Genomic DNA, 25,137 nt, shown 5'->3' with positions numbered 1-25,137 from the left:
CCATGCTGTCCACACAGCTTCAGGCTAGCCCGTCTCGCCCTTCCTTTAAAATCCCATCGTTTACGCTTGCCAGCACCGCTGCCGGCTGCACGACGCAAAACCGCCGCACCTGACACATTCCCAAAAACAAAAACTCCCTTGGAGACAAAAATGAATCGATCACTGCGCCGTTTCGCCCTCGCCGCCAGCTGCATGCTGTTCGCCGGTCAATTGATGGCCGAACCCAAACGCCCGGAATGCATCGCCCCGGCCTCACCGGGCGGTGGTTTCGACCTCACTTGCAAATTGGCGCAGAGCGCGCTGATCAACGAAAAGCTGCTGACCAAACCGATGCGCGTGACCTACATGCCCGGCGGCGTCGGCGCAGTGGCGTACAACGCGGTGGTCGCTCAGCGCCCTGCTGACGCCGGCACGCTGGTGGCCTGGTCCAGCGGTTCGTTGCTGAACCTGGCGCAAGGCAAGTTTGGTCGATTCGATGAAACCAACGTACGCTGGCTGGCCGCCGTCGGCACCAGCTATGGCGCCATCGCGGTGAAAAGCGATTCGCCCTACAAGACCCTGGACGATCTGGTCAAGGCACTGAAAGAAGACCCGAGCAAAGTGGTGATCGGTTCCGGCGGCACCGTCGGCAGTCAGGACTGGATGCAAACCGCACTGATCGCCAAGGCCGCCGGGATCAACCCCCGTGACCTGCGTTACGTCGCCCTCGAAGGCGGCGGTGAAATCGCCACCGCCCTGCTCGGTGGCCACATTCAGGTCGGCAGCACCGACATCTCCGACTCCATGCCGCACATCATGAGCGGCGACATGCGCTTGCTCGCCGTGTTTGCCGAGAAGCGTCTGGACGAGCCGGAAATGAAAGACATCCCGACTGCCAAAGAGCAAGGCTACGACATTGTCTGGCCGGTGGTTCGCGGCTTCTACCTTGGGCCAAAAGTCAGCGACGAAGACTACGCCTGGTGGAAAGACGCCTTCGACAAACTGCTGGCGTCCGAAGACTTCGCCAAGCTGCGCGATCAGCGTGAACTGTTCCCGTTCGCCATGACCGGCCCGGAGCTGGACACGTACGTGAAGAAGCAGGTAGCGGACTACAAAGTGCTGGCCAAAGAGTTCGGCCTGATCCAGTGATCGCCTCTGTCTAGCGGCTGCGGCCTCGTTCTTCGGGGCCGCGGCACAGGAGTTCCCCATGCTCTTACAACGCATTTTTGCTTCGGTGCTGTTGCTGGCCTGTGTTGGCTTGGCACTGATGGCGTGGCCGTATAAAGCGGCTTTTTCCTACGAACCGGTGGGGCCTCGGGCCTTTCCGCTGCTGATGCTCGGGCTGATGGGCCTGGCGCTGCTGTACATGGTGTTTCGTCCGGCGCCGATCAAGCACGACGCCGACGAACCACCGATGGACCGCGAAACCCTGACCAAAATCGGCATTTGCGTGGTGCTGTTACTGGTGTTTGCCGGCACCTTCGAACCCCTTGGTTTCATCGTCGCCAGCATCCTGATCGGCATTCCGATGGCACGCCTGTACGGCGGTCGCTGGGTGCCCAGCATTGTGATCATTACGCTAATGGCCGTCGGCCTTTATCTGCTGTTCGACAAGTTGATGGACGTGCCACTGCCCTTGGGCGTGCTCGACGTTCTGGAGAACTGATATGGATACGCTTGGCTATTTGGGTCAGGGTTTTGGCGTCGCGCTGAGCCCGTACAACCTTGTGACCGCGCTGTGCGGCACCCTGATCGGCACCGTGGTCGGCCTGTTGCCGGGCCTGGGCCCGATCAATGGCGTGGCATTGTTGATCCCGATTGCATTCGCGCTCGGCCTGCCACCGGAATCGGCACTGATCCTGCTGGCAGCGGTGTACCTGGGTTGCGAATACGGCGGACGAATCAGCTCGATTCTGCTGAACATTCCCGGTGAAGCTTCTACCGTTATGACCACACTCGACGGTTACCCGATGGCCCGCAAAGGCCTGGCCGGTGTCGCGCTGTCGTTGTCGGCGTGGAGTTCGTTTATCGGCGCGTTCATCGCCACCTGCGGCATGGTGCTGTTCGCCCCGCTGCTGGCGAAATGGGCGATTGCCTTTGGCCCGGCGGAATATTTCGTGCTGATGGTGTTCGCCATAGTTTGCCTTGGCGGCATGGCCGGAGACCGACCGCTGAAAACCTTTATTGCGGCGTTGATCGGCCTGTTTCTGTCGAGCGTCGGGATCGATGCCAACAGCGGCGTGTACCGGTTCACCGGGGACAACATCCACCTGACCGACGGCATTCAATTCGTCGTGTTGGTGCTGGGGCTATTCTCCATCAGCGAAATCCTCCTGCTGCTGGAAAAAACCCATCATGGTCAGGAAGCAGTGAAAGCCACCGGCCGCATGATGTTCAACTTCAAGGAAGCCTCGGCGGTGTTCGTGGTGAACCTGCGTTGTGGTGTGCTGGGCTTCATCATGGGGGTGTTGCCGGGAGCCGGCGCTACCCTCGCCAGCGCCGTGGCCTACATGACCGAAAAACGTATCGCCGGCGCCAAAGGCACGTTCGGCCAGGGCGACATGCGCGGCCTCGCGGCACCGGAAACCGCCATCGGCGGCGCAGCGTGCGGCGCACTGGTGCCGATGCTGACCCTCGGTGTTCCGGGCTCGGGCACCACAGCGGTGATGATCGGCGCCCTGTCGCTGTACAACATCACGCCGGGGCCGCTGCTGTTCCAACAGCAACCCGATATTGTCTGGGGCCTGATCGCTTCGTTGTTCATCGCCAACATCATGCTGGTGATCCTCAACATCCCGATGATCCGCATCTTCACCCGCATCCTCGCCGTGCCTAACTGGGCGTTGGTGCCGGTGATTGCGATCATCACCGGGATCGGCGTCTACGCGGTTCACGCCACGACGTTCGACCTGTTCCTGATGATCGGCATCGGCATCTTCGGCTACATCCTGCGCAAGCTGGACTTCCCGTTGTCGCCGATTTTGCTGGGCTTCATCCTCGGCGGCCTGATGGAACAAAACCTGCGTCGCGCGCTGTCGATTTCCAACGGTGCACTGGAAATCCTCTGGTCCAGCCCGATCACTTTCGGCTGCTGGGTACTGACCGCAATCATGCTGCTGATGCCACTGCTGCGGATCTGGCGTAAACGTTCGGCCGCTCAACGCGCTATCGCCGATGTCTGATCGAACGCCGCTCAAAGCCTGGTGGGGAACGCCGCTGGTCGGTCTGCTGGGCGGTTACCTCGCCAGCCAGATCGGCTGGCCGCTGCCGTGGATGGTCGGCTCGCTGCTGGCGATCATCCTCGTGCGTTGCGTGACCCCTTGGCAATTGGCGGAAATCCCTGGCGGGCGCAAGTGCGGCCAGTGGATTGTGGGAATCGGCATCGGCCTGCACTTCACCCCGGTGGTGATGGAGCAGGTGCTGGGGCATTTCGGTCTGATCTTCTTCGGTGCGTTGGTCACCAGCCTGTCGGCGGTGGTCGGGGTCTGGTTGATGCGGCGTACCGGTGAAGATCGCGCCACCGCGTTCTTTTCCAGCATGCCCGGTGGCTCCGGGGAGATGGTCAACCTCGGCGCGCGCAATGGCGCAGTACTCAGCCGTGTAGCGGCGGGGCAAAGTTTGCGGGTGTTGGTGGTGGTGTTGTGCGTACCGGCGGCGTTCAAGTATTTGTTGGGTGACGGTGCGCCGGTTGTTCATCCGACAGCCGTCAATGGGTGGTGGCTCGCTCTTCTATTCCCGGCAGGCGCCTTGGCGGCGTGGCTCTGGGAACGTCTTCGTCAACCCAATCCATGGCTGTTCGGCCCGTTGCTGGTGAGTGCGGCGGTAAGTATCAGTTGGGATTTGCACATCGGTTTGCCCAATGGCGGCAGCCAGATCGGCCAATGGCTGATTGGCAGCGGCTTGGGTTGTCACTTCAACCGACAGTTTTTCCGACGTGCGCCTTCATTCATGGGCCGGACCTTGGTTGGCACAGTGTTGACCATGTTGATCGCCACGGCGGCGGCAATGGGATTAAGTGCACTGACCCATCTGGATTTGCGTTCGCTGACCTTGGGCATGATGCCCGGCGGGATTGCGGAGATGAGCCTGACGGCGGAGACGCTGCAGTTGTCGGTGCCGCTGGTGACCGCGATGCAGGTGATGCGGTTGCTGTTTGTGCTGTTTCTGGCGGAGCCGTTGTTCAAGTATTGGAACCGAGTGCCGGAATCTTCCTGAAGACCGAGTTGTCCCCATCGCCGGCAAGCCGGTCTCACTCCCACAGGGTTCGCGCGATTCTTGTGGGAGTGAGCCTGCTCGCGATGCTTTTAGAGTGGCGGCAACCGCCACTCAATCGGCGTCTCGCCATTCTGCTCAAGAAACTTGTTGGTCCGGCTGAAGTGCCCGCATCCCAGAAAACCTCGATACGCTGACAACGGCGACGGATGCACCGACGTCAGCACCAGGTGCTTGGTCGCGTCGATCAGCTTCTGTTTGCTCTGGGCATGCGCGCCCCACAGCATAAACACCAGATGCGGCTGCTGTTGGCTGACAACCTCAATTATCCGGTCGGTGAAAAACTGCCAGCCCTTATCCTTGTGCGCATTGGCATTGGCGCGCTCGACCGTCATGGTGGTGTTGAGCATCAGCACGCCCTGGTCGGCCCAGCGCTGCAAATAGCCATGATTGGGGATGTCGATATTCAGGTCGCGCTTCAACTCTTTATAGATATTCACCAGCGACGGCGGCGCCGGCACGCCCGGTTGCACCGAGAAGCACAAACCATGGGCCTGGCCCGGGCCGTGGTAGGGATCCTGACCAAGGATGACGACCTTGACCTTGTCCAGCGGTGTAGAGTTGAGCGCATTGAAAATCATCGGGCCCGGTGGATAGATCTCTTTGCCCGCCGCACGCTCCTGTTGCAGGAATTCACGCAACTCTGCCATGTAGGGCTGGTCGAATTCGGCACGCAGTGCCTCCTTCCAGCTCGGTTCGAGTTTGATACGGTCGTCAGCAGTCATGGTTACATCCGGCAAAAACAATGGGGCGAACCCTAGGAAAGCCCATCATGCTTGTCAATTGATCTGACGCACATCCGGCACTTTCCTGTACAGCGATCATACTGAACGCTCAAATTCCCGATCGAGGTCACGATGAATCTGCACTTCGAAGAACTCACCGGCACCGACGGCGCTCGCATCGGCATTGCCAGCCTCGATGCCGAAAAGTCCCTTAACGCCCTGTCCCTGCCGATGATCAACGCCCTGCGCGATCAAATGGACGCCTGGGCCAAGGACCCGCAGATAGTCTGCGTGTTACTGCGCGGTAACGGTGCCAAGGCCTTCTGTGCCGGTGGTGAAGTGCGCAGCCTCGTGGAAGCCTGTCGCGCGCATCCCGGGGAGGTGCCGCCGTTGGCCGCGCACTTCTTTGCGGCGGAATATCGCCTGGACTTCAAACTGCACACCTACCCGAAACCGTTGATCTGCTGGGGCCACGGTTATGTGCTCGGCGGCGGGATGGGTTTGTTGCAAGGCGCGAGTATCCGGGTTGTCACGCCAAGCACTCGGCTGGCGATGCCTGAGATCAGCATTGGCCTGTACCCTGACGTTGGCGCCAGTTGGTTTCTATCGAGACTGCCCGGCAAGCTCGGGCTGTTTCTGGGCCTGACCGGTGCCCATATGAACGGGCGCGATGCGATCGACCTGGACCTCGCTGACCGTTTCCTGCTCGACGAACAACAGGAGGAGCTGATCGAAGGGTTGCTGCAATTGAACTGGCAGGAACAAACGCCGATGCAGCTCAACAGTTTGCTCAAGGCCTTGCAGCAGGAAGCGGTCGCGCAAATGCCCGAAGCCCAGTGGTTGCCACGGCGCCAGCACATCGATGAGCTGCTGGACGTCAGTGATGTGAGTTGCGCCTGGAAAGCCATCAGCCTGCAACGCGACAGCGCCGACCTGCTACTCAGCCGTGCTGCAAAAACCATGAGCGAAGGCTCGCCGCTGACCGCGCATCTGGTCTGGGAGCAAATCGCCCGGGCGCGGCATTTGTCGCTGGCCCAAGTATTCGAGATGGAATACACCTTGAGCCTCAACTGCTGCCGTCATCCGGAATTCAGCGAGGGTGTGCGGGCGCGGTTGATTGATAAGGACCAAAAACCGCACTGGCACTGGCCGGACATCAACAAAGTGCCGGATACGGTGGTGGAAGCGCACTTTCAGAAGGCCTGGGAAGGCAGGCACCCATTGGCGGATTTGTCGGAATACTGAACGGAATGTGGGAGCGAGCCTGCTCGCTCCCACAGGGTATTGCGTTTAGCTCAAATTAACGGTGACCGCCTCGGCCGTTGTTGTGGCCTTGACTGTTTTGGTTGCCTTGACTGTTGTGATCACCGCGTCCGTCGTGATGGTTGTTGCGTCCACCCCCCTGGTAATCATTGTTCCAACCGCCGCGATTATGGCCGTCCCACCCATAATTTTGATGGGCCCGGTAATCGCCCCGCGACGGGTAATAGCGCGGGGCCGGTTGATAGACCCTTGGTTGATAGTAATAGCGTGGGGTCGGCTGGTAATACCGCGCTGGCGGTGAGTAGTACCGGGGCGGCGGCGAGTAATACCCCCCGCCTCCTGAATAATAGGATCCGCCACCGGCGTAATAGGTTGGCGCTGGCGAGGTATAGACCTCGGAACTGTAGTAGTTGGCTCCTCCATCGGAATAGGGCACGCACGCACCAAGAGACAATCCCGATAGAGCAATCAGAAGAATTCGGCGCAGCTGTTTTCGACAGAGCATGGCGGCCTCCTGGACCGCGAGTGAGCTACACCAGCGACGCTGGCGAGCGACAGTCAATTATTCGGTGACTGTCGAAAGATCAGACATCGATTTCGAAATCTGGTGCGCCCATGAAACACATTGAAACATCTGCCCGATGAAAGGTTTTTCATCTATTCGCGCACTGATTAATGGTGCCAGCCGTGATATCCACCACCGTAATAACGCGGTCCGTGGCCACCGTAATAACGGTAGCGATAACCCCCGTAATACCGTGGGCCGTAATAGCCACCGTAGTAGTAAGGCGAGTAATAACCAGGATAGTAATAACCGGGGTAGTAATAAGAAGCGCCGTACTCGTCGTAGGGGCCTGTGGAGTAATAGCAACCAGACAACCCCAAACCGAACAACACAGCCAACACAATTCGACGCAGCATGACGGCCTCCGAAAAGACCTGGGACAGCAGCCGACAAAGGCCGACTGACATTGCTTTTGACTTGAAAAACGCCATCGAGTGCGGGGCCGCAAATACCTTCAGATCAGCGGGCAAACCGTTCCATTGCGGTGCAGCTGCGCACCATCACAAGGCAACCTTGCTCCCCCCTCCCGACGTAGTCCTCGCGTCATCCCCACGCTAGAGCGCTCAAGCCGACTTGGCACGTCTCTCGCTTTAGTAAAAGCGTGCAGGAGTTAATTACAGGTTCGCGGCACCACAATTTGCAATGGCTGACTAGGGTTCCGGCTCGCATGAGCGAGTGGCTGGTCCGAGAGTTGGCGACCTCCAGTTGAGGTTACACGGCGGGACAAAAGCCCGGGAGACAAGCCACCGTTCGCGGTGCCGCGTTGACTCCTGCCCGCCCCTGATCAACTGGAGAACCACCATGTCCCAGCTTCGTCTACCCACCCTGCTCGCCGCTGCATTCGCAGCCTTCGTAAGCTTCTCGTCCCAGGCCGCCCAGAAAGACCACTTCAGCGTATGTTGGACGATTTACGCTGGCTGGATGCCCTGGGAATACGCCGGCAGCCAAGGCATTGTCGACAAATGGGCAAAAAAGTACGGCATCAAGATTGATGTGGTGCAGCTCAACGACTACGTCGAATCGATCAATCAATACACCGCTGGCCAGTTTGACGGTTGCACCATGACCAACATGGATGCGCTAACCATTCCGGCCGCTGGCGGCGTCGACAGCACCGCGCTGATCGTCAGCGACTTCTCCAACGGCAACGACGGCATCGTGCTCAAGGGTGACGGTAAAAAAATCACCGACCTCAAGGGCATGGACGTCAACCTGGTGGAGCTGTCGGTTTCCCACTACCTGCTGGCCCGTGCGCTGGATTCGGTCGACCTCACCGAGAAAGACCTGAAAGTGGTCAACACCTCCGACGCCGACATTTCGGCCGCCTTCAACACCGAACAGGTCAACGCGGTCACCACCTGGAACCCGATGCTTTCAGACATCAAGGCCAAACCCGACGTCACCGAAGTCTTCAACTCCAGCCAGATCCCCGGCGAAATCATGGACATGATGGTGGTCAACAGCGCCACCCTCAAAGACAACCCGGCGCTAGGCAAAGCGCTGACCGGTGCCTGGTTCGAAGTCGTCGAATTGATGAACGCGAAAAACGCCGCCAGCAAAGCCGCGCTCGAACATATGGCCAAGGCATCCGGCACTGACCTGGCGGGTTTCCAGGCGCAACTCGACACCACCAAATTGTTCGCCACGCCCAAAGAAGCTCTGGATTTCTCCACCAGCAAGCAACTGCCGGCCACCATGCGCAAAGTTGCCGAGTTTTCGTTCCAGCACGGCTTGCTCGGCGAAGGCGCCAAGGACACCAGCGCCGTCGGCATGGCGTTCGCCAATGGCGTGACCAGCGGCGACACGTCCAACCTCAAGCTGCGCTTCGACCCGACCTTCGTGCAGATGGCTGCCGACGCCAAGCTGTAAACAGGAGGAGCTGGCCATGCGCCTGATCAATCGCCACCTGGACCGCCCGAGTCGCCTGTTGCTGGTGATCCTGCCATTTGCCCTGGTGCTGTTCGCCTACTTCATGGGCTCGGCCGAGCGACTGGCAGACAACCCCAACGACAAGCTATTGCCAAGCGCCGTGCAGATGTCCGACGCGGTGAAACGCCTGGCCGTAGTCGCCGACACCCGCACCGGTGAATACCTGCTCTGGCAGGACAGCGCTTCCAGCCTGCGCCGCTTGGCCATCGGCCTCGGCATCAGCGCATTGGCGGGGCTGTGCCTGGGCATGGCTGCCGGGACTTTACCGTTGTTCGGTACGCCGTTGTCACCGTTGTTGACAGTACTGTCGATGGTGCCGCCGCTGGCGATCCTGCCGATTCTGTTCATCGTGTTCGGACTTGGGGAGTTGTCGAAAGTGATGCTGATCGTGATCGGCATCACCCCGGCCCTGGCCCGTGATCTGGAACAACGCGCCCGGGAAATTCCGGTCGAGTTGCTGATCAAGGCGCAGACCCTGGGCGCCTCGACCTGGACCTTGATGCTGCGCGTGGTGCTGCCGCAACTGCTGCCGCGCTTGCTGATCTCGTTGCGGTTGATGCTTGGTTCAGCGTGGTTGTTCCTGATTGCCGCTGAAGCCATCGCCTCGACCGATGGCCTCGGTTACCGGATCTTCCTGGTGCGCCGTTACCTGGCGATGGACGTGATCCTGCCGTACGTGGTGTGGATCACCCTCCTCGCCTGGCTGATGGACTGGGGCCTGAAGCGCCTGACCCAACGTGCTTTCCCTTGGTATGAAGGAGCACGCGCATGAGCTTCATCACCGTAAAAAACGTGTGGCAGCAATACGGCGACCAAGTGGTGCTCGAAGGACTGAGTCTCAGTATCAAAGAAGGAGAGTTCTGCACACTCGTCGGCGCCTCAGGCTGCGGCAAATCAACCTTCCTGCGCTTGTTGCTCGGCCAGGAACGCGCGAGTCGCGGCGAGATTCTGCTCGACGGTCAGGCTCTGGCCGGCGAACCGGATTCCAGTCGTGGCGTGGTGTTCCAGCGCTACTCGGTGTTCCCGCATTTGACGGTGCTGGACAACGTCGCCCTCGGCCTCGAACTGCCACGCTCGCCGTTGCTCGGACGTCTGTTTGGCAGCGCCAAGCGTGATGCCCGGGAGCAGGCTTCGGTGTTGCTGCACAAAGTCGGCCTCAATCACTCGCTGGACAAGTACCCGGCGCAGCTTTCCGGTGGCATGCAGCAACGGCTGGCCATCGCCCAGGCACTGATCATGAAACCTCGCGTGTTGCTGCTCGATGAACCCTTCGGCGCGCTCGACCCGGGTATCCGCAAAGACATGCACGCCTTGCTGCTGGAGCTGTGGCGCGAGACGCAACTGACGGTGTTTATGGTCACTCATGACCTGTCCGAAGGTTTCAGCCTCGGCACGCGCCTGCTGGTGTTCGACAAGGTCCGCGTCGACCCGCACGCCCCCGGCGCCTATGGCGCACGTATCACCTACGACATCCCTTTGAACAGCGACCGCCGCACCACCCGTGCCGCCGTCGACGCCCTGCCGCTGCCACTGGCAGGCACGCTTCGTATCGCTTAGAGGAATCTGCAAATGACTGATTCGACCCAACTGTTCACACCCTTCGCCGAAGAATTGCTGCCCGGTGGTGGCCATCGTTCGTTCGTGCTGAAGCGCGGCCAATTGCTGCGCCTGACTGACCTGCGTGGCGGAGCCAACGTCAGCCTGACACTTCTCAACGCCAATGAAAAAACCGAACGCCTGAACCTGCCCGACAGCCTCAAATGCCAACACACCGCCAAGCTCACCAGCGGCCACTGCCTGTACTCGGACATGGGCCGCGTGCTGGCTGCAATCACTGCCGACACCTGTGGCTGGAGCGACAGCCTCGGCGGTGTGCTCTGTGCTGAAGAAGTCGCGCAAAAATACGGTGCGGGGCGCTATCAGGAACTGCGCAACGGCTTCTTCCGCAACGGTACTGACAACCTGCTGGTGGAGCTGGGCAAATGGGGTTTGGGCCTGTCGGACTTGCTGATGACCCTCAACTTGTTCAGCCGGGTGAACGTCGATGAAGCCGGACGCTTCCACTTCGTCGAAGGCAATTCCAGGGCCGGTGATTACATCGAGTTGTACGCGCCGATGGACACACTGGTGGTACTCACCGCCCTGCAACACCCGATGGATCCGTCGCCCGAATACGCACCGAAACCCCTGAAGCTCAGCTGGATGAACGCCGACGCCAGCGTCGCCGAACACTGCCGCACATCCCGCCCGGAAAACGAGCGCGGCTTCATCAACACCGACCGTCTGTTCGCCTGAGGATCGCTGCCATGTCACTTGCAATCTCTACTGCTGCCGTTCACACAAGCAGGCATCCAGAAGCTGCTATCTACCGCGCGACCATCCCCGCCGGCGAGCCGTGGCTGATGGAAGTCAAGACCGGCCAGACCTTGCGCATCCTCGACCTGGAAGGCAATCAAGCCGTCGATACGTTGTTCTACAGCGTGGCCAATCCGAAAGAACGCTACGACGTGCAACGCACCTTGCGCCGGCAAAACAGCGTGTACCTGAGCACCGGCAGCGTGCTGTATTCCAACCTCGGCAAGCCAATGCTGACCATCGTCGCCGACACCTGCGGGCGTCACGACACCTTGGGCGGCGCCTGCGCGCAAGAGAGCAACACCGTGCGCTACGCCCTGGAAAAACGCTACATGCACAGCTGCCGCGACAACTACCTGCGCGCCTGCGTCCACGACGGGCGACTGGGCAAGGGCGACATCGGGCCAAACATCAATTTCTTCATGAACGTGCCGGTCACAGCGGACGGCGGGTTGACCTTTGAAGACGGCATTTCGGCGCCGGGCAAATACGTCGACCTGCGGGCCGAGATGGACGTGATCGTACTGATTTCCAACTGCCCGCAACTGAACAACCCGTGCAACGCCTACAACCCGACGCCCGCGGAGTTACTGGTATGGAACTGAAATTCGCGCGGTTGCGTAAATGGTTGTTCGCCCTGTGTCAGGCCCGCTCCGGCCAGTGCATCAAGTAACCGCTCCTACAGGGCGGTGTGAATTTCTGTCATCGGGGACGGCCCTGGTGCATTTCGAAGAACTGCGGGACGGCCCGCATCCCAGGTCGAGGCTGATGCGCTATCGCCTCCAGGGGTTATGCCATGTTCGAAAAAGTCCTGATTGCCAACCGTGGCGCCATTGCCTGCCGCATCCTGCGCACCCTGCGTGAATTACAGGTCAAGGGCGTCGCCGTGTACTCCGAAGCCGATGCCGCCAGCCTGCACATCCTGCAAGCCGATGAGGCTTACAGCCTCGGTGAAGGCGCGGCCGCCGGCACCTATCTGGCGGTCGAAAAGATCCTCGCCATCGCCAAAGCTACTGGCGCGACGGCGATCCATCCCGGCTACGGATTTCTCTCGGAAAACGCTGCGTTCGCCGAGGCCTGCGAAGCCGCCAACATCGCGTTCATCGGCCCGACACCCGAACAGCTGCGCGTGTTCGGCCTCAAGCACACCGCCCGTGCCTTGGCCAGACAACATGGCGTGCCAATGCTCGAAGGCACCGAATTGCTCGACAGCCTCGACGCCGCCCTGATCGCCGGCGAACAGCTCGGCTACCCAGTAATGCTCAAAAGCACTGCCGGCGGTGGTGGCATCGGCATGCGCGTGTGCCGCAGTGCCGCAGAGTTGAGTGACTCCTTTGAAGCCGTCAAACGCCTCGGCCAGAACAACTTCAGCGACGCCGGTGTGTTCATCGAGAAGTACATCCAGCGTGCGCGGCACCTGGAAGTTCAGGTGTTCGGCGACGGCCGGGGCGAGGTGATTGCCCTCGGCGTGCGCGATTGCTCGGTGCAACGGCGTAACCAGAAAGTCCTCGAAGAAACCCCGGCGCCGAACCTGCCTGAAAGCATGGCCGACGACCTGTGCGCAGCCGCCATCAAACTGGCTAAAGCAGTGAACTACCGCAGCGCCGGCACCGTAGAATTTGTCTTCGACAGCGAAGATCAACGCTTCTATTTCCTTGAAGTGAACACCCGTTTGCAGGTCGAACACGGCGTCACCGAACAAGTCTGGGGGGTCGATCTGGTGCGCTGGATGGTCGAACTCGCAGCCGGTGATTTGCCGCCACTGCGTGAGTTGAGCCAAGGGTTGAGAGCTGAAGGGCACGCGATTCAGGCACGGCTGTACGCCGAAGATCCGGGGCGTGATTTCCAGCCAAGCCCGGGCTTGCTCACCGCCGTGAGTTTCCCTGCCGCCAATGGTATTCAACTGCGCATCGACACCTGGGTGGAGGCCGGTTGCGAGATCCCGCCGTATTTCGATCCTATGATCGCCAAGGTCATCAGCTGGGCACCGACCCGCGAAGAAGCGCGCACCGATTTGCATCAGGCATTGGCTGACAGTCAGCTCTATGGTGTGGAAACCAACCGCGATTACTTGCGGCAAATTCTGCTCGATGCGCCATTCGCCAGCGGCCAGCCGTGGACGCGTTGCCTGGAAGGTTTGGTCTATCAGGCCAACACCTTTGAAGTGCTCAGCGCAGGGACGCAAACCAGCGTTCAGGACTATCCGGGGCGCCTCGGCTATTGGGCGGTGGGTGTGCCGCCGTCTGGGCCGATGGACAGCCGCGCACTGCGTCTGGGTAACCTTTTACTGGGTAACGAAGAAGGTGCCGCCGCGCTGGAAATCACCATGAGCGGGCCGTTGCTGCGCTTCAATTGTGATGCGGTGGTGACGGTGACTGGCGCGGTGATTCCGCTGACGCTGAACGGTGAAACCGTCGTAATGAACACGGCGTTGTTGATTCCGGCGGGCGCCACGTTGAGCCTTGGCACAATGGCCGGTGCCGGCGCGCGCAGCTATCTGTGCGTACGCGGTGGCTTGCAGGTACCGGATTATCTGGGGAGCAAAAGCACCTTCACCCTCGGTCAGTTTGGCGGGCATGGTGGTCGAGCCTTGCGGGCCGGTGACGTGCTGCATGTTCCTGCTTTGATCGACCGTAGTGTTGGTGCTGAACTGTCTGACGTTCAAGTCACCGCATTGCCTGCCGTGCGACAAATCCGCGTGATCTACGGCCCCCATGGCGCACCGGAATACTTCACCGAAAATTACATCGGCACGTTCTTCGCGACCCAGTGGGAAGTGCATTTCAACTCCAGCCGAACCGGCGTGCGCCTGATCGGACCGAAACCGGAATGGGTGCGTGCCGATGGGGGCGAAGCGGGACTGCATCCGTCGAACATTCACGACAATCCATACGCCATCGGGGCGGTGGATTTTACCGGTGACATGCCGGTGATCCTCGGCCCGGATGGCCCGAGTCTCGGTGGCTTTGTATGCCCGGTGACGGTGATCGAAGCTGACCTTTGGCAACTGGGGCAACTCAAGGCCGGGGACAAAGTGCAGTTCATCCCCGTCGATATCAAAACCGCCCGCACCCTCGCCTTGAAATGGAACACCCCCTGTAGGAGCTGGCTTGCCAGCGAAGAAGTTGATGCCGTGTCTGGACAGGCCTCTTCGCTGGCAAGTCGGATCGCCGCACCGCAGCTCCTACAGGGGGTTGAGTCGCCTGTGGTGTTGGATTTGGGTCAGGGGGATACACGGCTAGTAGCGAGGCTGTCGGGGGATACTCACCTTCTTCTTGAAATCGGCGCACCGGAACTTGATCTAGTTTTACGCTTCCGCGCGCACGCCCTCATGCAAGCGCTGGAAAGCAAACACCTGCACGGCGTAATCGACCTCACCCCAGGCATCCGTTCGCTGCAAGTGCACTACCAACCTGAGCAACTGCCACTGGCAGACCTGATCGGCATCGTCGCTGGTGAATGGGACGCCGTGTGTGCCGCCAAGAACCTGCAAGTTCCCTCGCGCATCGTTCACTTGCCACTGTCCTGGGACGACCCGGCCTGCCAGCTCGCCATCGAGAAATACATGACCACCGTACGCAAGGACGCGCCGTGGTGCCCGAGCAATCTGGAGTTCATCCGTCGCATCAATGACCTGCCCAACCTCGACGAAGTGCAGCGCACGGTGTTCGACGCCAGCTACCTGGTGATGGGCCTGGGCGACGTCTACCTCGGCGCTCCAGTCGCCACCCCACTGGACCCGCGTCATCGTCTGGTGACCACCAAATACAACCCGGCCCGCACCTGGACCGCCGAAAACTCAGTGGGCATCGGCGGCGCCTACATGTGCGTCTACGGCATGGAAGGCCCCGGCGGTTATCAGTTTGTCGGGCGCACCTTGCAGATGTGGAATCGCTACCGCGAAGTCGCCGCGTTCGATGGCAAACCGTGGCTGTTGCGCTTCTTTGACCAGATCCGTTTCTACCCGGTGAGCGCCGATGAACTGCTGCGCATCCGCAAGGACTTCCCGCTCGGGCGTTTCGAGCTGAACATCGAACACAGTCAGTTGAACCTCGCAGACTATCAGGCGTTCCTGACCAAAGAAGCCGAGACCATCGCCGCGTTTCGCGATCAGCAGCAAGGCGCTTTCAACGCTGAACGCGAGCGCTGGATCGCCAGCGGTCAGGCGCATTTCGACAGCGAAGAATTGGCCCCGCAAGCGACCGAAGATGCAGCGCTGGCCAGCGGTGAAATGAGCGTCGACAGCCACATTGCCGGCAACCTCTGGCAGGTTCAGGTGGAAACCGGCAGTCGCGTGGCCGCCGGTGATGTGCTGGTGATTCTGGAGTCGATGAAGATGGAAATTCCGCTGCTGGCGCCGATGGCCGGCGTGGTGCGCGAGATTCGTGTGCAACCGGGTTCGGCGGTGCGCGCCGGACAGCGCGTTGTAGTGCTGGAAGTCGACTGAAGCCATTTCGAAAAGGATTAACCCCATGACCCTAAATCTGCAACTCGACGTCCTGCGCAGCGCTTACCGCGACGGTAGCACCACGCCTCGAAAACTGCTGCCGAGCCTGCGCGACAAAGCTGCCGCGCTGAACCCGGACTATCACCTGTTCATCCACTTGCTCAGTGTCGAAGAACTGGAACCGTACCTCGCCGCCCTCGACGGCCGCGACATCGACAGCCTGCCGCTGTACGGCGTGCCGTTTGCGATCAAGGACAACATTGACCTGGCGGGTATTCCGACCACCGCGGCGTGTCCCGACTTTGCCTATGTGCCGGAACGTTCGGCGACAATCGTCGAGCAGTTGCTGGCACTGGGAGCGATTCCGTTGGGCAAGACCAATCTCGATCAATTCGCCACCGGCCTCAACGGCAGCCGCTCGCCGTATGGCGCGTGTCCGAACAGCGTGTTGCCGGAGTATCCGTCGGGCGGTTCCAGCGCCGGGTCTTCGCTGGCGGTGGCGCTCGGCGTGGCGAGCTTTTCCTTGGGCACAGACACCGCGGGATCGGGTCGTGTACCTGCGGGGTTGAACAATCTGGTGGGACTGAAAGCCACTAAAGGATTGATCTCCACAGCGGGTGTGGTGCCGGCCTGCCGCACGCTCGATTGCGTGACGACCTTCACGGCTACGGCTCGCGAAGCCAGTCAGTTGCTCGCACTCACCGCACACCTCGACCCGCGCGACGAATACAGCCGCAGCAACCCGCTGTGGAACGACGGATCGGCGTTCGGCTCACCTCGTCCTTTGCGCTTCGGCGTTCCGCGCACGCAGGATCTGGAGTTCTTCGGTTGCCCCGAAGGCCCGCGGTTGTTCGGGGATGCCATCGACCGACTCAAGGCGTTGGGCGGTGAAGCCGTCGAACTGGATATGTCGCCGTTTCTCGAAGCGGCACGCTTGCTTTATGAAGGGCCATGGGTGGCCGAGCGTTACAGCGTGGCCGGCGAATTGATGGAGCAAAATCCGCAAGCGGTGCTGCCGGTGATTCGTGCAGTGCTGGCCAAAGCGCCGGCTGTGACTGGCGTGCAAACCTTCCGCGCGCAATACCGACTGCAAGCCTTGAAGGCGCTGTGCGACAAGGCACTGGAAGGACTCGATTGCGTGGTCACGCCAACCATCGGCCGCCCGGTGACACTGGCGCAGTTGGACGCCGAACCGGTGCTGCGCAATTCGGAACTGGGTTACTACACCAACTTCATGAACCTGCTCGATTACGCCGCCGTGGCCGTACCTAGCGCCTTCATGGGCAATGGCCTGCCATGGGGCGTGACGCTGTTTGGCCGGGCGTTTACCGATCAGTATTTGTTGAGCGTGGCGGATGCTTTCCAGCGCCAGCAAGGTCTGAATGCACCAGCGCCAACGGCGGTTGCGCGCAACGACCGGGCGCGGTTGGTGGTGTGTGGCGCGCATCTGGATGGGCTGGCGCTGAACTGGCAGTTGAAGCGGCGCGGGGCCCGGTTGGTCGAGGCGACGTTCAGCTCGCCGGATTATCAACTGTATGCGTTGGCCGGTGGCCCGCCGTTTCGTCCGGGAATGGTTCGGGTGAAGGATGGCGGTGTGGCGATTGCGGTGGAGGTGTGGGAATTGCCGAGCAGTGAATTGGGCTCGTTCTTGACCGGGATTCCGGCGCCGCTGGGGTTGGGCAAGGTGCAACTGGCGGACGGACGTTGGGAGAGCGGGTTTATCTGTGAGGCGTATGGGTTGGAGGGGGCGGTAGATATCAGTCATCTCGGCGGATGGCGTGCATATCTACAATCCCTGACCTGAACACCAATCCCTGTGGGAGCGAGCTTGCTCGCGAAGGCGTCAGCACATTCACCTATGATGTCGCCTGATGCACCGCCATCGCGAGCAGGCTCGCTCCCACAAGGTCCAGCGCAATTACGCCAGTTATTTTCCAGCAGTCCCATTAGAATGCTTGCCATCGGCTCACTGCCAGGCAACCTGGAAATATCTCACTCGCGTTATGAGTAACCCTTTATGAACCGGCCTGAACTGTGCCCGGCCTGCGGCGCGTCCAACGACTGCACCCTGGCCGCCCCGCAAACCGCTGATCGCGCGTGTTGGTGCTACGGCGTCAGCATCGACCCGGCCGTGCTCGAAGCGCTGCCCCCTGAACTGCGCGACAAATCTTGCCTGTGCCCACGCTGTGCGCAGGTCGAAGCGCAGCTGTAAGCAAGCGCCCGGCCGATCACGTAAGATACGCGCCCTTTTCCCACCGATCTCTTGCCATGCGCGTTGACCGTTTCCTCAGCAACCTGCCGCGCTTCAACCGTAAGCAGGTACGCCTGTTGCTGGTGGAAAAGCGCGTGCGGATCGACGGAAACATCGCCAGCGACCCGCACGCCGAGGTGCTCGAATTCAGCCGCGTCGAAGTCGACGAAGAAGTCCTGCAAGTCGGCAAACCTGCACGCTACTTCATGCTGCACAAGCCACCCGGCTGCGTCAGTGCCACCCGCGACCCGGAGCACCCGACGGTCCTGGACCTGATCGATGAACCGGACAAGGACGAATTGCACATCGCCGGTCGCCTCGACTTCAACACCACGGGTCTGATGCTGATCACCAACGACGGCAGCTGGTCGCGACGCCTGACCCAACCGCAAACCAAACTGCCCAAGGTCTACTACGTCGAGACCGAGCAAGATATCGGGCCGGAGTACGCACTGAAATTTACCGAAGGGCTGTATTTCGCCTTCGAAGACCTCACCACTCAGCCTGCCGAGCTAGAGCTTCTAGGACCGAAGTCGGCGCGTCTGAGTATCGTCGAAGGCCGCTATCACCAGGTGAAGCGCATGTTCGGCCACTTCGACAACAAGGTCATGCGCCTGCACCGCGAGCGCATGGGCCCGCTGGTGCTCGATAACGCGCTAAAACCGGGCGAGTACCGCGCATTGCGCACCGAAGAGATTCATTTGATCTAAGCAGGCGACCGCTCAGCAGAAGTTGTCGAACAATTTACAAAAGGCTCTTGCGCGAAGGCGTCGCCCCTGCTTGAATCAGGTCGTCAGCCGAAATGTGACTGATGAGTCACCACATACCTCTAAGAAACTTTTTGTCGGTTAGAGAACCTTCAGGTTCCACCTCAGACCGGCAGACTGCCCGCCAATAATAATACCCGTCGACCTGCTGTTACGGATCGACATGGGCCCCAAAATTCCAGGCGTATGCCTACCTGTCATAAAGCTCGTGCAATCTCATTTGCGCGCATACCCGCTTGCCAGGAGTCATATGACATGAGGCCAGAAATCGCTGTGCTGGATATACAGGGTCAGTATCGGGTCTACACGGAGTTCTATCGCGCAGACGCCGCAGAGAAGACCATTATCTTGGTCAACGGCTCGATGGCCACGACTGCGTCGTTTGCACAAACCGTGAAAAACCTTCATCCGCAGTTCAACGTAGTCTGCTACGACCAGCCCTACGCGGGCCGGTCCAAAGCCCACAACCTGCATGAGAAATTGCTGACCAAGGAAGTCGAAGGACAGATCCTGCTGGAGCTGATCGACCACTTCGGCGCCGAACACGTGCTGTCGTTTTCCTGGGGCGGCGCCGCGACCCTGGTCGCCCTCGCCCATCGGCCACGGCGGATCGAAAAAGCCGTGATCAGCTCGTTCTCCCCGGAGATCAACGCGCACATGCTCGACTACCTTGAGCGCGGAGTCGACTACCTCGGCAGCCGCGACGGCGACCGGGTCGGCAACCTGGTGAACAGCACCATCGGCAAACATTTGCCTAGCCTGTTCAAGCGTTTCAATTACCGGCACGTCAGCAGCCTGGCCGATCATGAATACGGGCAGATGCACTTCCACATCAGCGACCTGCTGCACAGTGATCGCCAGTGCTTCCTCAAAGCCTCGGAGAAAATCAACGTGCCGGTGCTGTTCATGAACGGCGAATGGGACGAATACACCGCCGCCGATGGCGCGCGATTGTTCGCCAACCACGTTCAGAACGCCACCTTCACGACACTGGAAGCGACCGGCCACTTTCTCGACATGGAACACAAAGCCGCCTGCCGAGACAGCCGCAATGCACTGATGGGCTTCCTGAAACCATCGCAGCATGAAAGCCGAACGCGTTACCACTACGTCAAGGATAACCATGCACTGGCAATCTGAAACTGCGTCCTCGCGAGCAAGCCCCGCCCTACAGTGTTGAACGCATTCCTGTAGGAACGTAGCTTGCCCGCGAAAGACCGCCTCGCGGTCTTTGGCCAGCTTCACCTGCGCTAAAGTCGTCTCGCGCAAAGAAAAACTTCATTTCCACGCGCACATCTGGTACAAAGTCAGCCGCTCTGAGCGGGTGTCGTATAATGGCATTACTCCAGCTTCCCAAGCTGATAACGAGGGTTCGATTCCCTTCACCCGCTCCACTATTTTTAAGGCTTCCAGCGGTGCATGTATATCACTGCAACCAACTGGGGGCCGTATCGGGGGCCACTTCTTAGAACTGCTCTCCCCACTCCAGCGAACCAGGTACTTCCCCAGCGCCTGCGAGTATCAACCTTTAGATCCCCCCAGCCGTAGAAGCGAATTTTTATTTTCAGGTTGGGGTTTAAAGTGACTATTAAAGGTATTTAATTTTTCCTTCCCCTCTCCAACCTATACAGATCAAGGCTTCCAGCGCTTTCACTAACCCTCTTTTTTTCGCCACCGCAGGTATTTACGGGGCTATCACGAAGGCTATTAACGCCGTCTTTTAACTGACTGATTTATAAAGGTTTTTTTATAAATACCTTTTTAAATAGCCCACCCGTCCACGTGACCGCCATGTATCAAAGCCACGTTCTACGCGGGCTACAGAGCATTAATCGCTCGTTTGCGGACAGGGTGGCGAAAAATAGCCACTTTTGACGACCACCTGAAAACTGCTCCGTCAGGCCAGGCAAAGGTTGATCTGTAACGGGGTTAAAAGCGTCGCTGTAAATTCAGCCACCGGGATTGGGTCCGAGCAACGGGGCCATCCTGGATGTTATGTTCCTAGCTGACTCGGCACTTAACTTTAAACAGGCGAACAGACGTCAGATGAAGACCATCAGCAAGCAGCCAGCGCTGCCCGTGATCCTCGTTATCAAGGTTGGAAATAAGTACAAGGTGGACTGGGACAATCAGGGCACGCCGGAAAGCAAGGTTTTGCATACCAACCAGACATTTCTCCGAGGCTACATTTGGGGTGCACTTGCAGCTCTGGACATCCCATCTGCAAATGTAAGCTGCGCGGCGGGAACAACCGGCACCGTAAATAAATTGGATGAAAGCACCGCCAACAAGCTGGCTGCGCTGCTAAAAAACCTACTTCATCCAATGGTCGCAGAGGAACACAAACGGTTAACCAATGAATTCAATCTCCCCCATGTCAAATTCATGAGAGAACGTGAAGAGGCACAGGAGACCGAAGTGACGGATACCCATTCCATCACTGTTGAGATTTGAATTTTTTTGACATCACAGACTGTGTTTCCCTGGCGATTTCCTTGTGTAAAAAAATGAAATCTTGAATCCACCCTGCAAAACGCTTGTAGCCCTTCAGCCATAAGGGCTACCGCCCTGCAACACTCCCCGCCTGGCTTCAGCAATTCCCCATCGAAAAGTTGGCGTGCCAATTTGGAAGACACACCCTTCTCCGCGTTTTCCCGTTTTCCACCGCCCTAGTCCGGGCCTCTTCTCTTTTCTCCGTCTGCACACCATCAAGTGTGTCGTGTGAGTTTTCTTTTCCAAAAACTGAAAAACCTTTCACAAAATGAAAAACGCTCTAACCCGCCAAGCCCCACAGCCGCCTTGGGCTGGAGGGTTGTTTTCATCGCCCGATTCTTTTCGCAAAATTTGTACACGAAGCCCATCGGCGGGAGGGGGAAAAGTGCGTTCCTTGCCTGCACTTTCTAGGCGCGAGATTTTTCCTGTGAAGAGCAGGCACATCGGTGCGTGCACTGCTCAAGCACCAAGCGACAGATAGACCGGTTATGAAAATCGGGGAGATTTTGGTGTAGGAAGGGTCGCAGTGGCGCAAGTACACGGGCCGCACTGAGGACCGCGTGATGGGCATGCACATGCACTTCTACATGGCGGCCCTGCTCACGCGGAGTGAGAACGAATTGTCCCGTGTCGTCGCCATCATGCGCGCGCAGGGGCCGACGTCGAGCTAGGGCCACTACCGGTCGGCCGGCCCGCCAGCTTTGGCTGAAACGCAAGCTACTGCGAAATTGCACTCCACTTGACCAGCCGGTTGCGTTCGACCTGACCAGCGATTGCATCGGATTTGTCCTGCACGCTTTGTAATCATGATCGGCAGAGAACGGCTAGAAGCGGTCCTTCATTCAAGAAAACCGTCGTTTTGCTGGCAAATTGAATCCCTGTATTGTTGTGATCGGCGACAACTCCCACCTAAGCCAATTGGATCAGTCTCAGAGTCCTTACGGAGCGACTGCTGCCGGTCATACCCAACCGAAATCGACCAGCAGCAAAACTTAAAATGAAAGTAACCCGCGCCACGACCAGGTGGCTGAACCTCCGATAACTACAGGGTGCCTCGGCTATGCAAAGTACGCATAGCTACGTCCGAGGTTTGCATTGGTCCAGGGCATTTGCACTCCGGCATGATGCGGGCAGAGTTGGCAGCTCTACTCTCAGCCCCCAAGTCAAAGGATCCATGCACATGGCTATTTGCCCTGAAATCCAAGCCCTGACCACCGATATGCGCGCCTGGCGCCAACAGATTCACAGCCAGCCGGAAATCGCTTTCAAGGAACACAAGACCGCCAACTTCGTCGCCGAACACCTGCGTTCCTGGGATATCGAAACGCACACCGGTATTGGCCAGACGGGTGTCATCGGGGTGATCCACGGCAACCTTGGCCCTGGACCGAGTATCGCCTTTCGCGCCGACATGGATGCCTTGCCTATCGTCGAAGAAGGGCAGCCCTCTTATCGCTCCCTGAATCACGGAATATTCCACGGCTGCGGCCACGATGGCCATACTGCCATCCTCTTGGGCACGGCCCGTCTCTTGGCCCAAAAGCGGAATTTTAGCGGCAAAGTGGTGCTGATATTCCAACCTGCCGAGGAGATCATCCAGGGTAGTAGGGCCATGTTGGAGGATGGCTTGCTGCAGCGTTTCCCTTTCGACGAAGTCTATTCCCTGCACAATCACCCTTCCCTGGCGGCGGGCACCATTGGCGTACGCACTGGTGCCCAGATGGCCTCGGTGGACTTCTTCTCGATCCGCATCACCGGCGTGGGCAGCCACGGCGGCATGCCCCATTTGAGCGTCGACCCGATCGTTATCGGCTCGAGCCTGGTCACAGCCCTGCAAAGCATCGTGAGCCGCAACGTCGATCCGATAGAGAATGCAGTCGTCAGTGTCTGCCGCTTCCAGGCTGGAGAGACCAACAACGTTATCCCTGAGTTCGCCCAGCTCAATGGCACCGTGCGCACCCTGTCCATTCCTGTTCGCCAACAGGTCATCGAGCGCATGCGTGAGGTCTGCCAGGGGCTGGCATTGAGTCATCACTGTCAAATCGACATGACGCTGTCCAATAGCACCCCACCGGTGGTCAACAGTCCGGAGCATACCCAGCACGTGATCCGCGCCGCGAAGAGTGTAGTCGGAGCCCATAACCTGTTCGACAACGTCGCACCGATCATGGCCGGTGATGATGTCGCAGTGTTTCTCCAGGAGCGTCCCGGTTGTCATTTTCTGCTGGGGCAGGACGGCCCCATGTGTCACCACCCGCACTACGACTTCAACGATGAGGTGGCGAGCACTGGAGTCGCGATGTTTGAGCAATTAGTTCGCTTGCGCCTTGGCGCCTGACGCAACAACAACAACAACAACAACAACAACAACAACAACAACAACAACAACAACAACAACTAAGTCCGGAGCCCGGCATGAAACCCAAAACCCTTCCAGCGTGTTTTTCACTGCTGTTCCTGCTGCTGCTTTCGAACCCGGCCAGTGCGGCCACTGGCAGCAGTTACGCCGCCAACTGGCACACCCTGGTGCCGTTTTTCCTGCTGATCACCCTGACCCTCGGCATCACCCGTTGGGCCAGCCGCCGCAACCACAGCACCGCGGACTTCTACACCGCCGGCGGCGGCATCACGCCCTGGCAAAACGGCTTTGCCCTGGCTGGCGACTATATGTCAGCATCGACCTTTCTCGGCGCCGTGGCCATGCAGGCCCTTTACGGCTATGACAGTTTGATCTATGGGGTCGGCACCCTGGTCGGCTGGCCGATCCTGTTGTTTCTGGTGGCCGAACCCTTGCGCAATCTTGGCCATTACACCCTGTCGGATGTGGTTTCGTTCCGCCTGCAAAAACGCCCGGTACACCTGCTGACAGCCGCCAACTCTCTGGTCATCGTGCTGCTCTATCTGGTGGTGCAGATGGTCGGCGCCGGCAAACTGATCCAATTGCTGTTTGGTACGCCCTATCTGCTCTCGGTGGGCATGGTCGGCATTCTGGTACTGTTTTATGTGCTTTTTGGCGGCATGTTGGCCACCACCTGGGTGCAAATCACAAAGGCCGTGCTGATTTTGGCAATCGGCAGCTTCCTCTGTTTCATGGTGCTGAAAAGTGTCGGTTTCAGTACTAACCAGCTGCTCGACAGAGTGATCAAAGCCTATCCCCAGGGCTTGGCCGTATTGGCCCCCAGCAAACTGATAGCCAACCCGATTGATGCAATTTCCCTTGGAGTCTCGCTGATCTTCGGTATGGTCGGTCTACCCCATATCCTGATCCGCTTCTTTACCGTGAAAAACGGCGCCGCCGCCCGCCAGTCGGCCTTCTACGCCACCTGCATCATTGCTTACTTCTACACCCTGCTGGTGGTGATCGGCGCGGGTGCAGCGATTTTCGTCATAGGTAACCCACAGTTCCTCGACACCGCCAGCCAAACCCTGATCGGTGGCAACAACATGGCCGCGATGCACCTGGGTACCTTCTTCGGGGGCGAACTGTTCCTGGGGGTGATGTCCGCCGTAGCCTTCGCCACCATCCTCGCAGTCGTCGCCGGCCTGACCATCTCCGGCGCGTCGGCGGTCGGCCACGATATCTATACCCACCTCTTCCGCCAGAAAGAAAATGACCCCAAGCGAGAACTGAAAATATTCCGGGGGGCTTGCATTACCCTGATCCTCGTCGCCCTGCTGCTCTCGCAACTGGTGCAGAACCTGAACATCAGCTTCCTCGCTGGTCTGGTATTCGCGGTTGCCGCAAGCACCAACTTTCCGATGCTGATTCTGTCGATCTTCTGGCGTGGACTGACCACCCGAGGTGTCGTCGCCGCCTGCCTGTGCGGTCTCATCTCGTCGGTGGGCCTGCTGGTACTGGGGCCGACGATCTGGGTGGGAGTGCTGGGGCACGATACGGCGATATTCCCTTATTCCAACCCTGCGCTGTTCTCCATGAGCCTAGCCTTTATCGCCGCCTGGGTCGCCTCGGTCACCGACCGCAGCCCGTCGGCCCAAGCCGAGCGCGCCAGGTTCGATGCCCAGCACTACCGTTCGCTGACCGGCATCAACGCCAGCAACGCCGTGGCTCACTGACCCCTAACTGCAAACGA

The 25,137-nt window shown here is 59.3% G+C and carries 21 protein-coding genes, 1 tRNA gene and 1 riboswitch; of the genes, 19 read left to right on the top strand and 3 right to left on the bottom strand.

The features are described 5' to 3' along the window. The first annotated feature begins 150 nt into the window (after positions 1-150). The 4 genes from AC3ISI_RS06320 to AC3ISI_RS06305 are packed head-to-tail and all read left to right on the top strand — an operon-like array spanning position 151 to position 4,194. Positions 151-1,128, top strand: coding sequence for a Bug family tripartite tricarboxylate transporter substrate binding protein (locus tag AC3ISI_RS06320; protein ID WP_489335976.1), 978 nt, complete (start codon positions 151-153; stop codon positions 1,126-1,128). A 58-nt stretch (positions 1,129-1,186) separates the two neighbouring features. Next, the gene (locus AC3ISI_RS06315) at positions 1,187-1,645 is read left to right on the top strand and encodes a tripartite tricarboxylate transporter TctB family protein (protein ID WP_489335975.1); all 459 of its coding nucleotides are present in this window, start codon (positions 1,187-1,189) and stop codon (positions 1,643-1,645) included. Position 1,646: 1 nt separating this feature from the next. Continuing rightward, positions 1,647-3,161 carry a tripartite tricarboxylate transporter permease gene (locus AC3ISI_RS06310; protein ID WP_452625280.1) on the top strand — a complete coding sequence of 505 codons (1,515 nt, stop codon included), beginning with the start codon at positions 1,647-1,649 and terminating at the stop codon, positions 3,159-3,161. Beyond that, on the top strand, positions 3,154-4,194 hold the full coding sequence (locus AC3ISI_RS06305; protein ID WP_489335973.1) for an AbrB family transcriptional regulator: 1,041 nt from the start codon (positions 3,154-3,156) through the stop codon (positions 4,192-4,194). The genes AC3ISI_RS06310 and AC3ISI_RS06305 overlap by 8 nt, the downstream gene beginning before the upstream one ends. A gap of 89 nt (positions 4,195-4,283) precedes the next feature. Here AC3ISI_RS06305 and ung read toward each other — a convergent pair whose 3' ends face one another. Beyond that, on the bottom strand, positions 4,284-4,976 hold the full coding sequence (ung, locus tag AC3ISI_RS06300) for a uracil-DNA glycosylase (RefSeq protein WP_489335971.1): 693 nt from the start codon (positions 4,974-4,976) through the stop codon (positions 4,284-4,286). A gap of 132 nt (positions 4,977-5,108) precedes the next feature. Between ung and AC3ISI_RS06295 the strand changes: the two genes are divergently transcribed. Further along, positions 5,109-6,221, top strand: a complete 1,113-nt coding sequence (locus AC3ISI_RS06295) for an enoyl-CoA hydratase/isomerase family protein (RefSeq protein WP_489335969.1) — start codon at positions 5,109-5,111, stop codon at positions 6,219-6,221. A 55-nt stretch (positions 6,222-6,276) separates the two neighbouring features. Here AC3ISI_RS06295 and AC3ISI_RS06290 read toward each other — a convergent pair whose 3' ends face one another. Continuing rightward, positions 6,277-6,744 carry a hypothetical protein gene (locus tag AC3ISI_RS06290; protein ID WP_489335967.1) on the bottom strand — a complete coding sequence of 156 codons (468 nt, stop codon included), beginning with the start codon at positions 6,742-6,744 and terminating at the stop codon, positions 6,277-6,279. A gap of 167 nt (positions 6,745-6,911) precedes the next feature. Next, positions 6,912-7,160: a hypothetical protein gene (locus tag AC3ISI_RS06285; protein WP_489335966.1), complete on the bottom strand. Its 249-nt coding sequence runs from the start codon at positions 7,158-7,160 to the stop codon at positions 6,912-6,914. A gap of 283 nt (positions 7,161-7,443) precedes the next feature. Next, positions 7,444-7,544: riboswitch (guanidine-I (ykkC/yxkD leader) on the top strand. 61 nt (positions 7,545-7,605) lie between these two features. Between AC3ISI_RS06285 and AC3ISI_RS06280 the strand changes: the two genes are divergently transcribed. From AC3ISI_RS06280 to AC3ISI_RS06215, 14 genes are all read left to right on the top strand, one after another. Continuing rightward, complete coding sequence (locus AC3ISI_RS06280; RefSeq protein WP_489335964.1) at positions 7,606-8,673, top strand: putative urea ABC transporter substrate-binding protein; 1,068 nt, start codon at positions 7,606-7,608, stop codon at positions 8,671-8,673. Between the two features lie 16 nt (positions 8,674-8,689). After that, positions 8,690-9,505 (top strand): ABC transporter permease, encoded by an 816-nt coding sequence (locus AC3ISI_RS06275; protein WP_489335963.1) that lies wholly within the window; start codon positions 8,690-8,692, stop codon positions 9,503-9,505. Beyond that, positions 9,502-10,290, top strand: a complete 789-nt coding sequence (locus AC3ISI_RS06270) for an ABC transporter ATP-binding protein (RefSeq protein WP_489335962.1) — start codon at positions 9,502-9,504, stop codon at positions 10,288-10,290. The genes AC3ISI_RS06275 and AC3ISI_RS06270 overlap by 4 nt, the downstream gene beginning before the upstream one ends. 12 nt (positions 10,291-10,302) lie before the next feature. Then, positions 10,303-11,028: an urea amidolyase associated protein UAAP1 gene (locus AC3ISI_RS06265; RefSeq protein WP_489335961.1), complete on the top strand. Its 726-nt coding sequence runs from the start codon at positions 10,303-10,305 to the stop codon at positions 11,026-11,028. Positions 11,029-11,039: 11 nt separating this feature from the next. Continuing rightward, positions 11,040-11,693 (top strand): urea amidolyase associated protein UAAP2, encoded by a 654-nt coding sequence (locus AC3ISI_RS06260; protein ID WP_489335960.1) that lies wholly within the window; start codon positions 11,040-11,042, stop codon positions 11,691-11,693. Between the two features lie 191 nt (positions 11,694-11,884). Next, positions 11,885-15,535, top strand: a complete 3,651-nt coding sequence (uca, locus tag AC3ISI_RS06255; protein ID WP_489335959.1) for an urea carboxylase — start codon at positions 11,885-11,887, stop codon at positions 15,533-15,535. A 25-nt stretch (positions 15,536-15,560) separates the two neighbouring features. Continuing rightward, entirely contained in the window at positions 15,561-17,339 is a 1,779-nt protein-coding gene (gene atzF, locus AC3ISI_RS06250; RefSeq protein WP_489335958.1) for an allophanate hydrolase, read from the top strand. 213 nt (positions 17,340-17,552) lie between these two features. Continuing rightward, the gene (locus tag AC3ISI_RS06245) at positions 17,553-17,747 is read left to right on the top strand and encodes a cysteine-rich CWC family protein (protein ID WP_452625268.1); all 195 of its coding nucleotides are present in this window, start codon (positions 17,553-17,555) and stop codon (positions 17,745-17,747) included. A gap of 56 nt (positions 17,748-17,803) precedes the next feature. Further along, positions 17,804-18,496 carry a pseudouridine synthase gene (locus AC3ISI_RS06240; protein WP_489335957.1) on the top strand — a complete coding sequence of 231 codons (693 nt, stop codon included), beginning with the start codon at positions 17,804-17,806 and terminating at the stop codon, positions 18,494-18,496. A 312-nt stretch (positions 18,497-18,808) separates the two neighbouring features. Further along, entirely contained in the window at positions 18,809-19,693 is an 885-nt protein-coding gene (locus AC3ISI_RS06235; protein ID WP_489335956.1) for an alpha/beta fold hydrolase, read from the top strand. A 180-nt stretch (positions 19,694-19,873) separates the two neighbouring features. Next, positions 19,874-19,947: transfer RNA gene (locus AC3ISI_RS06230), tRNA-Gly, on the top strand. Between the two features lie 652 nt (positions 19,948-20,599). Next, positions 20,600-21,007, top strand: a complete 408-nt coding sequence (locus AC3ISI_RS06225) for a hypothetical protein (RefSeq protein WP_489335955.1) — start codon at positions 20,600-20,602, stop codon at positions 21,005-21,007. A gap of 1,219 nt (positions 21,008-22,226) precedes the next feature. Next, positions 22,227-23,384, top strand: coding sequence for a M20 aminoacylase family protein (locus AC3ISI_RS06220; protein WP_489335954.1), 1,158 nt, complete (start codon positions 22,227-22,229; stop codon positions 23,382-23,384). A 77-nt stretch (positions 23,385-23,461) separates the two neighbouring features. Next, entirely contained in the window at positions 23,462-25,120 is a 1,659-nt protein-coding gene (locus AC3ISI_RS06215) for a sodium:solute symporter family transporter (RefSeq protein WP_489335952.1), read from the top strand. Positions 25,121-25,137: the final 17 nt, after the last annotated feature.

Source organism: Pseudomonas sp. GL_139_B, from assembly GCF_057834475.1.
The sequence above is the reverse complement of the archived record's forward strand: the minus strand, read 5'-3'. Positions and strand labels throughout refer to the sequence as shown.

Bases quoted from the DNA above. Each gene is read 5' to 3' on its own strand.
- AC3ISI_RS06320 (WP_489335976.1), top strand. From the start codon at position 151: ATGAATCGATCACTGCGCCGTTTCGCCCTCGCCGCCAGCTGCATGCTG.
- AC3ISI_RS06315 (WP_489335975.1), top strand. From the start codon at position 1,187: ATGCTCTTACAACGCATTTTTGCTTCGGTGCTGTTGCTGGCCTGTGTT.
- AC3ISI_RS06310 (WP_452625280.1), top strand. From the start codon at position 1,647: ATGGATACGCTTGGCTATTTGGGTCAGGGTTTTGGCGTCGCGCTGAGC.
- AC3ISI_RS06305 (WP_489335973.1), top strand. From the start codon at position 3,154: ATGTCTGATCGAACGCCGCTCAAAGCCTGGTGGGGAACGCCGCTGGTC.
- ung (WP_489335971.1), bottom strand. From the start codon at position 4,976: ATGACTGCTGACGACCGTATCAAACTCGAACCGAGCTGGAAGGAGGCA.
- AC3ISI_RS06295 (WP_489335969.1), top strand. From the start codon at position 5,109: ATGAATCTGCACTTCGAAGAACTCACCGGCACCGACGGCGCTCGCATC.
- AC3ISI_RS06290 (WP_489335967.1), bottom strand. From the start codon at position 6,744: ATGCTCTGTCGAAAACAGCTGCGCCGAATTCTTCTGATTGCTCTATCG.
- AC3ISI_RS06285 (WP_489335966.1), bottom strand. From the start codon at position 7,160: ATGCTGCGTCGAATTGTGTTGGCTGTGTTGTTCGGTTTGGGGTTGTCT.
- AC3ISI_RS06280 (WP_489335964.1), top strand. From the start codon at position 7,606: ATGTCCCAGCTTCGTCTACCCACCCTGCTCGCCGCTGCATTCGCAGCC.
- AC3ISI_RS06275 (WP_489335963.1), top strand. From the start codon at position 8,690: ATGCGCCTGATCAATCGCCACCTGGACCGCCCGAGTCGCCTGTTGCTG.
- AC3ISI_RS06270 (WP_489335962.1), top strand. From the start codon at position 9,502: ATGAGCTTCATCACCGTAAAAAACGTGTGGCAGCAATACGGCGACCAA.
- AC3ISI_RS06265 (WP_489335961.1), top strand. From the start codon at position 10,303: ATGACTGATTCGACCCAACTGTTCACACCCTTCGCCGAAGAATTGCTG.
- AC3ISI_RS06260 (WP_489335960.1), top strand. From the start codon at position 11,040: ATGTCACTTGCAATCTCTACTGCTGCCGTTCACACAAGCAGGCATCCA.
- uca (WP_489335959.1), top strand. From the start codon at position 11,885: ATGTTCGAAAAAGTCCTGATTGCCAACCGTGGCGCCATTGCCTGCCGC.
- atzF (WP_489335958.1), top strand. From the start codon at position 15,561: ATGACCCTAAATCTGCAACTCGACGTCCTGCGCAGCGCTTACCGCGAC.
- AC3ISI_RS06245 (WP_452625268.1), top strand. From the start codon at position 17,553: ATGAACCGGCCTGAACTGTGCCCGGCCTGCGGCGCGTCCAACGACTGC.
- AC3ISI_RS06240 (WP_489335957.1), top strand. From the start codon at position 17,804: ATGCGCGTTGACCGTTTCCTCAGCAACCTGCCGCGCTTCAACCGTAAG.
- AC3ISI_RS06235 (WP_489335956.1), top strand. From the start codon at position 18,809: ATGAGGCCAGAAATCGCTGTGCTGGATATACAGGGTCAGTATCGGGTC.
- AC3ISI_RS06225 (WP_489335955.1), top strand. From the start codon at position 20,600: ATGAAGACCATCAGCAAGCAGCCAGCGCTGCCCGTGATCCTCGTTATC.
- AC3ISI_RS06220 (WP_489335954.1), top strand. From the start codon at position 22,227: ATGGCTATTTGCCCTGAAATCCAAGCCCTGACCACCGATATGCGCGCC.
- AC3ISI_RS06215 (WP_489335952.1), top strand. From the start codon at position 23,462: ATGAAACCCAAAACCCTTCCAGCGTGTTTTTCACTGCTGTTCCTGCTG.